At 38.4% G+C, this 15,025-nt stretch carries 18 protein-coding genes; all 18 read right to left on the bottom strand.

Going from position 1 to position 15,025, the window contains the following annotated elements; genetic code table 11:
• Positions 1-74: 74 nt before the first annotated feature.
• The gene (locus ABIB40_RS02665; protein ID WP_354356337.1) at positions 75-578 is read right to left on the bottom strand and encodes a NuoI/complex I 23 kDa subunit family protein; all 504 of its coding nucleotides are present in this window, start codon (positions 576-578) and stop codon (positions 75-77) included.
• A 64-nt stretch (positions 579-642) separates the two neighbouring features.
• Complete coding sequence (nuoH, locus tag ABIB40_RS02660; protein WP_354355698.1) at positions 643-1,680, bottom strand: NADH-quinone oxidoreductase subunit NuoH; 1,038 nt, start codon at positions 1,678-1,680, stop codon at positions 643-645.
• The gene (locus ABIB40_RS02655) at positions 1,680-2,690 is read right to left on the bottom strand and encodes an NADH-quinone oxidoreductase subunit G (RefSeq protein WP_354355696.1); all 1,011 of its coding nucleotides are present in this window, start codon (positions 2,688-2,690) and stop codon (positions 1,680-1,682) included. The genes nuoH and ABIB40_RS02655 overlap by 1 nt, the downstream gene beginning before the upstream one ends.
• An 89-nt stretch (positions 2,691-2,779) precedes the next feature.
• Entirely contained in the window at positions 2,780-3,352 is a 573-nt protein-coding gene (locus ABIB40_RS02650; RefSeq protein WP_354355694.1) for a hypothetical protein, read from the bottom strand.
• Positions 3,345-3,632 carry a hypothetical protein gene (locus tag ABIB40_RS02645; protein WP_354355692.1) on the bottom strand — a complete coding sequence of 96 codons (288 nt, stop codon included), beginning with the start codon at positions 3,630-3,632 and terminating at the stop codon, positions 3,345-3,347. Before ABIB40_RS02645 ends, ABIB40_RS02650 begins: the two co-directional genes overlap by 8 nt.
• Complete coding sequence (locus ABIB40_RS02640; protein ID WP_354355690.1) at positions 3,629-4,105, bottom strand: hypothetical protein; 477 nt, start codon at positions 4,103-4,105, stop codon at positions 3,629-3,631. Before ABIB40_RS02640 ends, ABIB40_RS02645 begins: the two co-directional genes overlap by 4 nt.
• An 82-nt stretch (positions 4,106-4,187) precedes the next feature.
• Positions 4,188-5,567: an NADH-quinone oxidoreductase subunit NuoF gene (gene nuoF, locus ABIB40_RS02635; RefSeq protein ID WP_354355688.1), complete on the bottom strand. Its 1,380-nt coding sequence runs from the start codon at positions 5,565-5,567 to the stop codon at positions 4,188-4,190.
• 65 nt (positions 5,568-5,632) lie between these two features.
• Positions 5,633-6,157: an NADH-quinone oxidoreductase subunit NuoE family protein gene (locus ABIB40_RS02630; protein ID WP_354355686.1), complete on the bottom strand. Its 525-nt coding sequence runs from the start codon at positions 6,155-6,157 to the stop codon at positions 5,633-5,635.
• Entirely contained in the window at positions 6,150-7,364 is a 1,215-nt protein-coding gene (locus ABIB40_RS02625; RefSeq protein ID WP_354356335.1) for an NADH-quinone oxidoreductase subunit D, read from the bottom strand. Before ABIB40_RS02625 ends, ABIB40_RS02630 begins: the two co-directional genes overlap by 8 nt.
• 93 nt (positions 7,365-7,457) lie before the next feature.
• On the bottom strand, positions 7,458-7,958 hold the full coding sequence (locus ABIB40_RS02620) for an NADH-quinone oxidoreductase subunit C (RefSeq protein WP_354355684.1): 501 nt from the start codon (positions 7,956-7,958) through the stop codon (positions 7,458-7,460).
• A complete protein-coding gene (locus ABIB40_RS02615) occupies positions 7,958-8,500 on the bottom strand; it encodes an NADH-quinone oxidoreductase subunit B (protein WP_354355682.1) in 543 nt (180 codons plus the stop codon). Before ABIB40_RS02615 ends, ABIB40_RS02620 begins: the two co-directional genes overlap by 1 nt.
• A 150-nt stretch (positions 8,501-8,650) precedes the next feature.
• Entirely contained in the window at positions 8,651-9,025 is a 375-nt protein-coding gene (locus ABIB40_RS02610; RefSeq protein ID WP_354355680.1) for an NADH-quinone oxidoreductase subunit A, read from the bottom strand.
• Positions 9,026-9,105: 80 nt separating this feature from the next.
• Positions 9,106-10,824, bottom strand: coding sequence for a tetratricopeptide repeat protein (locus ABIB40_RS02605; protein ID WP_354355678.1), 1,719 nt, complete (start codon positions 10,822-10,824; stop codon positions 9,106-9,108).
• A gap of 135 nt (positions 10,825-10,959) precedes the next feature.
• Positions 10,960-11,865, bottom strand: a complete 906-nt coding sequence (locus ABIB40_RS02600) for a PstS family phosphate ABC transporter substrate-binding protein (protein ID WP_354355676.1) — start codon at positions 11,863-11,865, stop codon at positions 10,960-10,962.
• A gap of 224 nt (positions 11,866-12,089) precedes the next feature.
• The gene (locus tag ABIB40_RS02595) at positions 12,090-12,908 is read right to left on the bottom strand and encodes an energy transducer TonB (RefSeq protein WP_354355674.1); all 819 of its coding nucleotides are present in this window, start codon (positions 12,906-12,908) and stop codon (positions 12,090-12,092) included.
• Positions 12,909-12,926: 18 nt separating this feature from the next.
• The gene (locus ABIB40_RS02590; protein ID WP_354355672.1) at positions 12,927-13,430 is read right to left on the bottom strand and encodes an ExbD/TolR family protein; all 504 of its coding nucleotides are present in this window, start codon (positions 13,428-13,430) and stop codon (positions 12,927-12,929) included.
• 3 nt (positions 13,431-13,433) lie between these two features.
• Entirely contained in the window at positions 13,434-14,048 is a 615-nt protein-coding gene (locus tag ABIB40_RS02585; RefSeq protein WP_354355670.1) for a biopolymer transporter ExbD, read from the bottom strand.
• 73 nt (positions 14,049-14,121) lie between these two features.
• Complete coding sequence (locus tag ABIB40_RS02580) at positions 14,122-14,958, bottom strand: MotA/TolQ/ExbB proton channel family protein (RefSeq protein WP_354355668.1); 837 nt, start codon at positions 14,956-14,958, stop codon at positions 14,122-14,124.
• Positions 14,959-15,025: the final 67 nt, after the last annotated feature.

The following is a 15,025-nucleotide window of genomic DNA, read 5'->3' as shown; positions in this document are numbered from 1 at the left end:
GTTTCGCCTTATATTTCAGCGTCTTATTATATTTAAGAGATACTGAAATAAATTCAGCATGACCAATCTATTTATTATTTTTTCATTTGTAACGGCTCCTCTACCAACTTATCCTTTCCGTAAATAAAATCCTTACGTAAATAATCTGCAGGTACAATTGGCCCATCTAAATAAATCGCTTCTTTTGGGCAGGCTTCTTCACACAACCCACAAAAGATGCAGCGCAACATGTTAATCTCATAAGTAGCCGCATACTTCTCTTCTCTGTAAAGATGCTTTTCTTCTGGTTTTGCCTCTGCAGCAATCATGGTAATGGCCTCTGCTGGGCAAGATAAAGCACAAAGTCCGCAAGCAGTACAACGTTCTCTACCCTCTTCGTCTCGCTTTAGTGAATGCAGGCCTCTAAAGTTTACAGAGAATTCTCTCTGCACCTCGGGATACCTTACAGTAGCCGTTTTTTTGAACAAATGGCTAAAAGTAATGGCCATACCCTTACCAATTGCGGGGAGATATATTTTCTCCATAAAGCTTAACGGCTTTTGTTCTAGTACTTTTTTACTTTTTGTTAATGCTTCCATAACCCCAACCCCAAAACGGGCATTTAAATAATATGTAATCTCCATCCCCAATCGGGATGAGCATTTAAAACTTCTCTATTATTGCTATTACAATGCCTGTAACAACAATATTTGCTATGGCCAAAGGTATTAATACCCGCCAACCCAAATTCATCAATTGATCATACCGGAAACGCGGAATAGTCCACCTAACCCACATAAATATAAAGATAAAAATAAATATTTTTACGAATAAAACTGCAGTTCCAATAAGCGGGGCAGCAATTGTTCCTACGTGTGCAGCAACCCAATCCATACCCGGATAGTTATAACCACCCCAATACAAAGTTGCCATCACAGCCGATGAAACGAACATGTTGATGTATTCAGAAAACAGATAAAAACCCAGTTTCATAGATGAATACTCGGTATGGTAGCCCCCAATAAGTTCGGTTTCACATTCTGGCAAATCGAATGGCGCTCTATTTGTTTCTGCAAACGCGCAAATCATAAAAATTAAAAAGCCTACCGGCTGATAAAGCACATTCCAACGCCAGCCATGTTGTTGATCTACAATTTCTTTTAAGCTAAGGGTATTTGTCATCAACAATAAAGCGATGATAGATAAGCCCATGGCAATTTCGTAGCTGATGTTTTGCGATGCTGCACGTATAGCACTCAACAACGAATACTTGTTGTTAGATGCCCAACCACCAATCATTACGCCATAAACGCCCAAAGATACCACTCCAAAAATATACAAAACTCCAACGTTAATATCGCTAACCTGCAGTGGAATGGTTCTTCCATTTACAATCATTGGGCTTCCCCAAGGAATTACCGCGCTTGCAATACATGCTGTAAGCATTGCCAAGCCTGGACCAACCATAAAAAGCCATTTGTTTGCAGAAGTTGGGATGATTTCCTCCTTCATAAACATTTTTAAACCATCGGCCAAAGGCTGTAACATACCGAAAGGCCCTGCTCGATCTGGCCCTAACCTATCCTGCAAAAAAGCAGCAACCTTACGCTCTGCATAAGTAGAATACATTGCGATGAGCAAGGTGATGCCGAAAATTACGACCACCAATATAAATTTCTCTAAAATGAAACCGCTCTCCATTAGTATTTTACTTTTTTATGTAACTCGATCTCGTTTGCAGCCTGCAAAGCCGGGTTGGGTTTAATTACCGGCAAAGGTATTAAAGTTTCGTAATGGTTTGAAGAAATTACAGAAGTATCGTCTATATGAGTTGGTTTTTCGATTACCCAATCTGTAGTACTTTTCTTATCGAACCTACATTCGTTGCAAATAAAAGATTCTACTTCGCCAAACTCATCTTTCCGCGCTGTAACTCTTAGCACATCTTCACCACGATACCAAAGTGTTACTTCTCCTTTACAGTTTGTATGCGAACAATCTCTATGCGCCTGCACAGGTTTTGTAAACCACACCCTATTTTTAAACCTAAAAGTTTTATCTGTCAACGCTCCAACAGGGCAAACGTCAATTACATTTCCAGAAAAATCATTATCGATTATATTAGATATGTAGGTAGATATTTCAGAATGATCGCCTCTATTTAATATTCCATGAACTCGTTTATCTGTAAGTTGGTCTGCCACGTATACACAGCGGTAACAAAGAATACACCTGTTCATGTGCAACTGTACTTTATCGCCAACATCTATCCGGTCGAAGGTTCTGCGTATAAACTCATAGCGTGTTTTCTGCAAGCCATGTTCGTAACTCAAATTCTGCAAATCACATTCACCTGCTTGATCGCAGATCGGGCAATCTAAGGGGTGATTGATCAACAAAAACTCTACCACTCCAGCGCGTGCTTCTAGCACCTCGGGCGAAGTGATGTTTAGCACTTCCATTCCATCCATTACCGTGGTACGGCATGATGCCACTAATTTTGGCATTGGCCTAGGATCTTTTTCAGAACCTTTGCTTACTTTAACAATGCAGGTACGGCATTTACCTCCGCTACCTTCTAACTTAGAATAGTAACACATGGCAGGCGGCACAATTTCCCCACCAATTTGCCTTGCAGCATTTAATATAGTGGTTCCGTTATCTACCTCTACCGTTATTCCGTCTATAGTAACTTTTACTTTATCACTCATGATTAATGATAATCTTTATCTTTTTATATCGTCTTGCTCAGTGTTTCTACCAAGCTAGCAATTATCCTATTTGTACCAGCTAGGGGTATTCAAACCCAAAAGCAGAACTTACAAATTATTTTATAACCTATTCCATTAAATTTTCTAAATACTTTGGCCTTCTCGTTGTTGGTATAATAAGTAATTGTTTCTACTAATTTTTTATCTCTACTAATGTTATACTTTTTTCCGATCTTTTCAAGAACACATTTCTTGGAAGCTCCTATCGATATACCTAATGCACTCTTAAATATATTTTCATTTGACCTAATTATTTTTTTGTTAAACTTATATCCAATAGGTTTTTGTAAAATTTCCATTCCGGCAACTTCATTTTTACTCCCTCCATAATGAAAATAAAGCCTTAGTAATTGGTTCCCATTTTTATTTAAGATTTCAATTCTTGGGAATAATTTGTTGCCTTCAAATTCATGTTTTTCCCAGACTTCCTTTCCAAAGGTATCTGTCAAACTTTTATCATCGTAAAGTGCTACATTATTTACCTTATAATCAAAGTTAAACAAGCCAGTTTCATGTACATCCGAATTAAAAATTTCTTGAGCTTCTACTTTAAAAATTGTTCCGAAAAAAATAAAACCGATAATCAACCAATGTCTATTCATTAATTTTTTTCTTCTTTGAATTTCTATTAAATAACACATTAGGGTTGTTACAGTCACTAACAGTTAGTTCAACCTCTTTAAAGCTTTTTATATAAACAGTCATTTTAAGATAAAAGTCATTAAGTTGGTCTTTATTTGCTGCTAATGCAATACATCCAGCGCTTCCGGGATTATTCCCGTCGGGATGTATTCGCAACTCTGTCCTGTTCATTTTCACATTATTAATACTTACAAACTTAGGGATAATATCCATAGAAAAGCCGTAACCATCTCTTATCATTCCATTAACATCATTTCTTCTATATGTCTATTGACTTTATATACTCCATTAGGTAAAGGATCGTACACATAACTTCCGTCCGATTTTTTTATTCCGGACAGAGCAGCTAAAGTCATTTCCAAGTTGTTTCGCCCAGAGCCTTTATATGAAAACAGACTCTTTCCATCGAATATTAAACTTGGTTTTCCCAACGGTTGTACGATAACCGATAGCCTATTGTTAATTTTATCATATTCTAACACCTTATTTTCTAAAAAAGGCGTTGCTGTGTTCAAAAAATAATAGTCAAACATGGCTCCTCCTTTAATGGATGCCTGTTTTATGTTGTAATTATTTTGAATTGCTGAAATTACAATCTTAATTATATTTGTTGATATACAATATGACCCTCTATTCGAAATATCGTAAAAAGGATCATGGGCAGTAAAAAACAACCCTCGCGCTACACCTTTCTTTGTTAAGCAATACTCCATTTCTTTTTTTATTAGAAAAAAAATTATTCACTCCTCATCTAATTTTAATATCATAAGCCTTGCCTTCAGACATTTTTACTTTTTAATTTTGAATTTTTTCTCCTTCTACTGCCACTGATTTTTCAATCGGCACCGTATAATTTGCCAAACCATAACTTTGGCTTTGGCTTTTAATTGGCTCATTTACATACCATTCAAATTCGTCTCTAAAATGACGTATTGCACTTGCAACGGGCCAGGCCGCAGCATCGCCCAACGGGCAAATGGTATTTCCTTCTATATTTTTAGCAACATTTACCAATAGGTCTATATCGCTCATGTTTCCATTACCATGCACTATTCTATGCAATACTTTTTCCATCCAACCGGTTCCTTCTCTACAAGGCGAGCATTGTCCACAACTTTCGTGGCTATAAAACCGAGCAAAATTCCAAGTGTTGCGCACAATAGATTGATCTTCGTCAAAAGCGATAAAACCACCAGAGCCAAGCATGGTACCTGTTGCAAAACCACCTTCGGAAAGCGATTCATAGCTCATTAACCGTGGTTCGCCGTTGGCAAGCTTAAGGGTTAAGTTAGCGGGCAAAATAGGTACAGAAGAGCCGCCAGCTACGGTAGCTTTTAACTTTTTACCATTTGCTATTCCGCCACAATATTCCTCAGAATAAATAAATTCTTCTACAGGCAAGCCTAATTCTATCTCATAAACACCGGGCTTGGCAACATTTCCGCCCGCAGAAATCAATTTGGTGCCAGTACTCCGGCCAATCCCTATTTTAGCATATTCCTCGGCGCCATCGTTAATAATTGGAACGACAGCAGCAATCGACTCTACATTGTTTACCACAGTAGGGCAACCATATAAACCAGCAATTGCAGGGAAAGGTGGTTTTATCCGCGGATTGCCTCTTCTGCCTTCTAACGATTCTAACAAAGCAGTTTCTTCGCCACAAATATAAGCTCCACCACCAGGGTGCACATACACTTCTAAATCGTAACCAGTGCCTAAAATATTTTTTCCTAAAAAACCAGCTGCCTTTGCTTCTGCAATTGCCTTTTCTAAAATACGAATCTGTGGCATCATTTCACCACGCACATAAATGTAAGAGGTTTTTGCTCCAAGCGCAAAACTGCCAATAATCATCCCTTCTATAAGTGCATGAGGGATATAGGTCATCAAATATCGGTCTTTAAAAGTGCCAGGTTCAGATTCATCCGCATTGCAAACCAAATAGCGGGGAACACCTTCTGGCTTGGCCAAAAAGCTCCATTTCATCCCAGTAGGAAAACCAGCACCGCCCCTGCCACGAAGACCAGATTTTTTAACCTCGTCTACAATATCTTCTGGAGACATGGTTTTTAAAGCTTTCTCCACAGCGCGATAACCACCTTTTTGGCGATAGACATCAAAAGTATTAATGCCTGCTACGTTTATATGTTCTAGTAGTAATTTGCGACCCATTTCTCTTAGATGTGAGATGTGAGATGTGAGATTTTAGACGTATTGCCAGTTCTCAAATCTCATATCTAGTTTCTCAAATCTTGTTTTTTTAATTCTTCAATCAATTTATCTACACTTTCTGGTGTAAGGTTTTCGTAAAACGTGTAATCTGGACTAATTTGTAACACTGGCCCATACCCGCAAGCAGCCAAACATTCTACGCCTCTAAAGCTAAAAAGCCCGTCTGCTGTAACTTCTCCTTCTTTAACACCAAGCTTTTCCTCTAAGTGAGTTAATATTTTTTCTGCGCCAACCAAACAACACGGTCCGGTTCTACAAACCTCCATAGCATACTTGCCTTTTGGTTCCAAAAAGTACATGCTGTAAAAAGTAGCAACTTCATACACTTCGATTGGCAAAATCTCTAAATATTCTGCCACTTTATCCATCGCCTGCGTACTTATCCAAAGATACTCTGCCTGCACCAAATGTAATAGAGGCAACAATGCTGATTTTTCTTTGCCTGCCGGATAGCGTCCTTTTACTTCATCAAACTTTTTAAGCAAAGCTGATGAAAATTCTACAGGTGGTTGTTCTTCTACTTTAAGCATCTAATTCTCCTGCAATAACATTCATACTACTCATGTTTATAATCGCGTCAGAAAGCAACATTCCCTCGCTCATTTTGGCAAACATTTGATAGTTTACAAAACTAGGTCGGCGGAAATGAAGCCTATACGGTGTACGGCCACCATCATTAATCAAATAAAAACCAACCTCACCATTTCCACCTTCTACCGCATGGTAAATTTCTGCCTTCGGCGCATCAAGTTCTCCCATTACAATTTTAAAATGATAGATAAGCGCTTCCATATTGTTATACACTTCTTGCTTAGGTGGCAAATAAAAATCGGGTACTTCGGCATGAAAAATACCTTTTGGCTCTCCCTTAATCTTTTCTAACGCTTGTTCTATAATGCGCATGCTCTGCCACATCTCTTCGTTTCTAACCAAATAGCGATCGTAAATATCGCCTTTTGTGCCAACCGGTACTTCGAAATCAAAATCTTGATAAGAGGAGTAAGGGTCAGTTATGCGAACATCATAATCTACACCAGTTGCCCTAAGCAATGGCCCGGTCCAACCGTAGCTTAATGCGTTTTCTTGGCTAACTGCTGCAACATCTGCAGTTCTATCGATAAAAATTCTATTTCTGTTTAACAGATTCTCGAATTCTTTAAGTGCAACGGGAAACTCCTTTAAAAACTTATCAATCTTAGCAAAAGCAATTTCGTTAAAATCTCTTTCTAACCCACCTATTCTTCCGATATTAGTGGTAAGCCTTGCGCCGCAAATCTCTTCATAGATTTCGTAAATATGCTCGCGAAATTGGAAAAGATACAAAAATGTTGTTGTGGCACCAGTATCTTGCCCAATAATGGTATTGCAGATAATGTGATCTGAAATTCTGGAAAGCTCCATAATAATTACCCGAAGGTAATCTACACGTTTAGGCATTTTTATATCCAAGAGCTTTTCTACTGTCATGTGCCAACCCATGTTATTTATGGGCGACGAACAATAGTTCATTCTATCTGTAAGCGGGGTAATTTGATAAAACGGCCGATGTTCTGCTATTTTCTCAAAGGCGCGATGAATGTATCCAATGGTAGAAACGGCACTAACAATGCGTTCGCCATCCATTTGCAGTACATTTTGGAAAACACCATGGGTTGCTGGATGCGTTGGCCCAAGGTTGAGCGTTACCAGCTCGCTCTGTGGATCGTTATCGGTATATACGGGATGGTTATGGTCCATAGCCTCTAAATCTCCCAAAAGGAGAATCCTTTCAATTTTGTTAATTATTTAATTCTATAATCTATCACCATCCCGTTAGGGATAAATGGAGTTTTATCTACCAAAAAACTCGTCTTTTTTATCAACTCTGTTTGGATCTTCTAACGGATATTGCTTAAGCATTGGATATACGCCCAAATCATCCATATTTAAAATTCTTCGCAAATCTGGATGGCCTTCAAATTTCACCCCGAAAAAATCATAAGTTTCGCGTTCCATCCAGTTGGCAGCCTGCCACAAAACTGTAGCGGTAGGAATGGCGGGATGATTTTCGCTTAAAAAAACCTTTACCCGGATCCTTATCCGCTGTACCATATTGTGTAGGTGATATACAACTGCTATGCCTTCCTTTTTTCCGGGATAATGAACCGCTGTTATGTCGGTTAAAAAACCAAACTGAAGCTCATCTTTTATAAACTTAAGCACCTCTATGATTGCATCTTTTGAGGTAGAAAAAGTTAATAGTCCATAAGGCTCTGAAATTGCAACTATTCGATCGCCAAATGCCGACTGCAGCTTTTCTACCAAATTTTGATTTAACGTTGTTTCCTCCATTATTTAATTCCGTATTGGCCTAAAAGATTTTTATAGTACTCAGAGTTTCTGCGTCTACCCGATTCGTTTTTTACCAAATCTTGTATGCGTTGAAAACCATCTAAAATGGCCTCTGGTCTTGGTGGGCAACCGGGTACATAAACATCTACCGGAATTACTTCATCTATACCTTGCAGTACAGAATAAGAATCGAAAATACCACCGCTGCTTGCACAAGCACCAACTGCCATTACCCATCTAGGTTCGGCCATTTGAATATACACTTGCTTTAACACTGGCCCCATTTTTTTTGCGATGGTTCCCATTACCATAAGTACATCTGCCTGACGTGGAGAAAAACTTAATCGCTCTGCGCCAAACCTACCCAAATCATAATGTGAACCCATGGTTGCCATAAATTCTATCCCACAGCAAGAAGTAGCAAAAGGAAGCGGCCACAATGAATTAGAACGAGCCAGGCCAATTACTTTGTCCATAGAAGTGGCAAAAAAGCCAGAGCCTTCTATTCCCGGAGGAGCGTCTACCAAATTAATTTCACTCATGGTTATAAATAAAAAATGCTCAACTGGTTACAGTTAAAGCACAAATTTACATTATTTAAAAACTAATACAGAAAGCTAGTCTCATTTAGAAGCAATCTAAATAATTGCTGGTGTTTGAGCATTACATTTTATTTTATGCGCCTTTTTTACCTAGTTCCAATCTAGCGCTTTCTTTTTTATAACGTATATAAAGCCAAGCAAAAGTGTCCCCATAAAAATGAACATCTCTATCATTCCATCCATTTTTAATGCCCTAAAGTTTACAGCCCAAGGGTACATAAAAATAACCTCAATATCGAAAAGCACAAAAAGAATGGCGACTACAAAATACTTTATAGAAAAGGGCTGACGTGCATTACCCACCACTTTTACACCTGCTTCAAAGGTTTCCAACTTATCGCTGGTTTTCCTTCTTGGCCCTAAAAAGTGTGTGGCAAACAGCGTTACCACTACAAAACCCATTGCCACTATAACTTGGAAAAGAATGGGAAGAAAATCTATTGGCGTACTTTGTGCGGTCTGCATTTGATATATATTATACTGCAAAACTAATAAAAAAAGGCAGGATTAAAAATCCTACCTTTTTTATCAATATTATTTAGCGGCTACTTTTTTTTCTTGGCAGGTGCTGCCTTAAGCTCTTTGAGCTTAAGTGGTGCATAAGATCCTTGTGGATCTAACGCCGCGCTCTTCTCTAAATTCTCAATCGCCTTAGGCTTATCTTTTTCTGCAAAATAGGCTCCGATGTAATTGTACGACTCCAGTAAGTTATTTTTACTTTTCTCTTGATCTTCTGGCTTAATCATCGAAATGTATTTTTCGTAGTAAGGAATTGCCAAACCTTTAAGATCTGTAGCTTGTCTAGCCTGATCAATATAATCGTTTACTCTTGCTTGGGTAAAGACCCCTAAAGCGAAAGTAGTATCGACCTTTGTCAGATGCGTCAATGCAGAATCTGCCTCTACCAACATCTTTTCATCAAATGGCTTCTTATCTCTCTTATCATAATAAGATTGATAAAATGCAGCCTGCCCCATATAATAGTAATTATACGGCGAACCTATTGCATTCGGATTGTATTTCACGGCTAGTTTATAGGCATTAAAAGCATCCTTGAACTTCTTAGCCTTTAAAAGGGCAGTTGCAACATCCCCTATTGCGCCTGAATTAGTAGAATCTTTCTCTATCGCCTTAGCTAAATTTGCCATAGCTGCAGTAGTGTCTTTACCGCCTTTTATTTGCGCTTGACCAAGATACAAGTAATCGTTCGGCAAAAGCTTTGTGGTATCTTTTTCTTTGGCGAAAAAATCTTGCATGTATGTAAGTGCGTTTGGATAATCTCCATTCTCATACGCAGACCAACCTTTTAAGCGTGTAACAATTAAGGCTTTTGGATCGTTTGCAGGCACAGTTATATTTGAAGCTACTTTCTGTAATTCCTTATAATCTTTTGCATAAGCTAAAAATTGCATAAACCTAAGTTTAGATTGAACAGATTCATCAGTTAAGCTCATGTATTTTTTGTAATTCTCTATTGCTTTTGCAGATTTTGTAGAATCTGCACCGAAGTTGCTCCATTGCAAATACATCTCAGCAAGCTCGCGATAAGCCGGACCGTAATTTGCATCAGCTGCTATTACGTCTTGTAACTGTTTCTCAGACTCAGGGAACGCACGAGATTCTTTATACATCCGTCCGACTTGAGTCTTCGACCTCATGTTTGTCGCGTCTATATCGTTTACCCTAAAATATGGCCCCAACGCTTCAGAGTTATTTTTCTGTAAAGCATAAGCATCACCTTTGGCCAAAAATACATCGGCACTTTCATCTTTTTTATCAATCTCATCAGCCTTTGTAATATTGGCCAAAGCAGCGGTATAATCTGGCTTCGACGGCACATCCGATGGTTTATCTTGCGCCAAATAAGCTTTACCTATTTCTAGGTAAGTTTCATAATGCCTAGAATCTATATCTATAGCCTTATCGAAATTGGTTTTTGCAGATGTGGGATTTCCAGCCAACATATCTGCTTCTCCCAACCCAATATAATTTAGGTTGTTCTTTGGATCTTGGGCAACACCTTTGTTAAATACAGCCCTTGCCGAATCGGCTGCGCCTGTTTTTAGGTATAAAATACCTAAACTGTAATAATTTTCGCCTTCTGAAGGCTTGGAACTTACAAGTGATTTTAAAATCCCAAATGCCTTCTGGTATTGTTCTGCGTCAATTGCTTTTTTTGCATCCTTTAAATCTTGAGCAAAAACAGCAGAACACATTACCATTAACCCCAGGTTAAATGCTATAGCCTTCTTTGTAATTTTCATAGTTGTTATTTATTTTTAATCTATTGTGGTTACTATTGATAAATTCTGTTTTAGTGATTCCAAATCTACTAATTTTTTTAACCTTACTTTTTTCTGCACTTCAAAAAAAACATTTTTGTTAAATGTAGTTCTGTGCTATTTTTCATAATTTAAAACCCTAGGCATCATTTTATGTGGCGCCAAGTTTGACTTTAGAACAACTAATTGTCCTCTTTGGCTACGAAGCCATACAGCAAAACCTGTGCCTAAACCATCAGTTCCTTCGCAATCTATTATATTTACGTTCCTTAGCAGCGGATAGTTACCGCTGATTAAATTGTTTTGTGTTGGCTTATAAAATTGATCATCGCCAACTTTCCCGGGAAAATTCTTTACACCCATCAGTTTAACCGTCGATAAAGCATCTTTCATTTTCAAGTTTCTATCTGAGAGCCAATTTACCCCCAAAATGCCGATATAATCCTTATTCTTGGAAACGAGATGAATCACTTGGTCGCTATTCTCTTTGGCAAATACACCAGAGGCAGGCAACTGACTTACCTTAGCTAAGGTCTTTAAGTACTGAAAAGTACTAGAATATACATTGTCGAAAACGAATTTCTTATTAGAAGCCTTTCCTTGCAAAGCGTCTACAAGTTCTTTAACGGTTATGGTGCTATCTGTATTGTCTTTATTGGTAATTAGCGCAATTCCATCTACCGCAAAGCGCGAGGAATTGATCCTAATATTACGCTGTTGATAGTACTTCTCTTCTTCTTTTGTTAAAAGACGTGGCAGTACAATCACCCTAATGGTATCGTTTAAAAATGCCGGTAACAGCTTTTCTTCTGGCCTAACAACTGGAATAATGTGGGCATTTGGATAATCGAGCGAAAAGATATCAATCTGTTGCTGAACAATTGGCGCTACACTCTCGTCTACCAATATCTTCATGCTCCCGCTTGTACGGGTTTCTTGTCCTGCTGCGCTATCTTTCCTTTTACCTTTGCAGGCGAAGAGAAAAACCAAACAACACACATAAAAAACAGGCTTCATTTTCATGTATTACTTTTTCTATTTAGACTCCACATTCTCAAAAAGCCATATAAAATAAAGAAAATGCCAATCGGCACCCGATAGGCCTGGATGGTCCCTAAATTCAATCCTTTCCAAAAGATAAACATAAAGCCTATCACCACGAAAAAAATGAACATGAGCAGGCTTAAAATAAGCAAAAATCGCTGTATAGGCGATTTTTGCTTAAAACTCTCAAAACTCAACATATACTATTGAAGGTTGAAATTAACTGCAATGTTAAATTTAACCCTTACTGGAACACCATTTTGAATACCGGGGTTCCACCTTGGGCTCGCTTTTAACACTCTAATAGCTTCTTCGTTTGTTCCGCTACCCGGTCCTCTTACCACTTGAATATCGGTAAGTGAGCCATTTTTCTCTACAACAAACGTTAAGAAAACTTTTCCTTGTACATTGTTTTCTTGCGCCATTGCTGGATAACGAATCGCATTACCAAGGTATTTGTAAAACTTCTCTATTCCACCTGGAAACTCGGGTTGCTTTTCTATACTAACAAAGTCATAGACCTTGTTATCATCTACCGCAACCGCAGCTTCTCTTTTTGGACCATTACCAACAGGCTCATTAATTACAATGTCTGCGGTAGGATCTCCCTTTATGTCTCGTTGACCAGGATCTGCAACCTTTAATTTTTCTACCGTAGGCGGTTCTTCATGCACCTCTATATCTGGCTTAACAATTGGAGGGGGCATTTTTACCTGATCTACCTTTGGTGGCGGTGGTTCTACTGGTGGCGGCGGTGGTGTTTTCGGATCCAATGGCTTGGGAGGCATTATAATTACCTCTTGCGCCTTCAACTGCTCGTCTTGATGATCCGGACCTCCCTTGATCAAGCTGTAAATTTTTGGCGAGAAAAATAAAAGTATAAATACTACAGAGCCTATAATTAGCGCTCTAGTAGTATTGGCAGGGCCGTTTTTACGCAATTGGTAAGCCCCATACACTTTGTTCTTATCAGCAAAAACAACTTCGAGCCATTCTTTCCTATAAATATCTAATTTTGACATGATTATTGGTTTAATGGTTTATAATATCCCCTGGCTTTTCATCGATTCTTTCTCCGGAGCCATGATATTGACGTCGTCAATTGACCTTACTTTAACTTTTAGTATCTCCAACTCATCCATAATGTCTACAAAATTTTTAAAGGTAGCGCCAGAAGTTGGCTTAACCAATACAACAAAATCTCCTGGAACTCCGGATGCATCTGCGGTTTTCCTATTGTCTATGATTGCCTTATCAATTTGAGACAGGCTCTCGAAATGAGGAACACTACCTATGGTACCCATATACCAAGCCACCTTATCTTTTTTACCTAAGAGAATGGTCATGGTTTTAGATGCCTTTAAATCCTGCCTAATCTCCGGGTGTTTGTCGTTCTTATCTGGTTTTGCTATATCCATTGCCTGCGGGGTAGAGATAGAAGTGGTTAAGATAAAGAACGTAACCAGTAAAAACATCAAATCTACCATTGGGGTCATATCAACCCTTGGTGCGGATTTTTTTCCGCCTGTGTTTAATTCTGCCATTTCTTATTTCTTTTTAGCCTCCGCGTTTGTAACCAACAAAAACTTGTTAACGTTCTGATCTTGCAAAATATCAATAACTTTTTTAATTATCGGGTAGCCTTCTTGGCTGTCGCCTTTAATACTAACCCTCATTTCTTGGCCATTGATGTCTTTTGTGGCTTGGCGCGCACTTAATAGCCAGTTCTTTAACTGATTATCTGTAGAATCTAACGGAATTCCCGTTTGCACCCCCTTTTTTAGCCTATCTCCCCCATTCAAGGCAATAAATTGCTTCATGTTAGACATCGGAACGCCAAAAGTTGATATTACAGAAAAACGCTGCTTTTCATCTGCGGTAAAAGTCATGTTATATATCTTCCCCATCTTTTCTAGCGTACTTTCTCTTATCTTATTTCCTGCAACTTCAAAGAAAACCTCCCCTTGTCCAATGGTTAAAATGGCGTTGTTTTCGGCGGGCACTTTAAATTCATACGTAGATGAAGGTGTTTGTACTGCCAACGGTTCTGGTTGTCTCGCCGTAGCAGTTAAGATAAAGAAGGTAAGCAACAGCGCTGCAACATCGCACATGGCGGTCATGTCAGTTACTGTACTTGTTCTTTTAACTTTAATTCTAGGCATAATTTAATTGATTTTTAATAATGATGATTTTTTCTCCGACTTTCCATAAAGTCGGTAAAATTATTTTTAAAAACTAATTTTTATGCGACGAAGCGTAGGTTTGCACAATGCTAAAACCAGCTTCATCAATAGCGTAGGTTAACTTATCTATTTTAGAAGTAAGGATGTTGTACATGATAATTGCTACGGTAGATACAGAAATACCCGTCATTGTATTAATCAATGCCTCAGAAATACCAACTGCAAGTGCAGATTGATCTGGAGCACCAGAGTTTGCCAAACCGGCAAATGCACGAATCATACCTGTTACCGTACCTAACAAACCAATCAAAGTACCGATAGATACCAAAGTTGCGATGATGGTAAGGTTTTGTTCTAGCATAGGCATTTCTAATGCCGTTGCTTCTTCTACTTCTTTTTGGATGGCTACGATAGATTGTTCTACATCCATGGTTGAATCTGCTTCAACCTCTTTGTATTTTTTCAAACCAGATTTAATAACATTAGCTACAGAACCTTCTTGCTTATCGCACTCGGCCGCTGCTGCATCTATGTTGTGCGAGCTTAACAAACCTTGTATTTTACGCATAAAAACGTCTAAACTGGTTTTGCCACTTGCTTTGCCGATCACAATTAATCGCTCAATAGAAAACACGATGGTAGTTAACAATAATCCTACTAATACTGCTACAATTGGCCCGCCTTTAAAAGCTGTTCCTAGGTAGTTTCCAGGTAGAGGAAGTTTACTATTATCACCGTCGATAAAGTTAGATGATTCTCCGAAAACAAATCTCCAGATGCAAAACCCGATAATGATACAAATTGGAATTAAAAGTACCGCAAGATAATTTGATGCTGTTGACGAGCTTTCTTTTTTCTTTACAGTTGTTGGTGTTGGTGCGTTTGCCATTGTTTTTAAATTTTAGTTTTAGTTCTTGTTTTTAATTTCTACTTTTTTAATTAGGATACTCAAGTCA

The sequence above is a fragment of the Pedobacter sp. UYP30 genome (assembly GCF_040547165.1).
GTDB lineage: Bacteria > Bacteroidota > Bacteroidia > Sphingobacteriales > Sphingobacteriaceae > Pedobacter.
The sequence above is the reverse complement of the archived record's forward strand: the minus strand, read 5'-3'. Positions and strand labels throughout refer to the sequence as shown.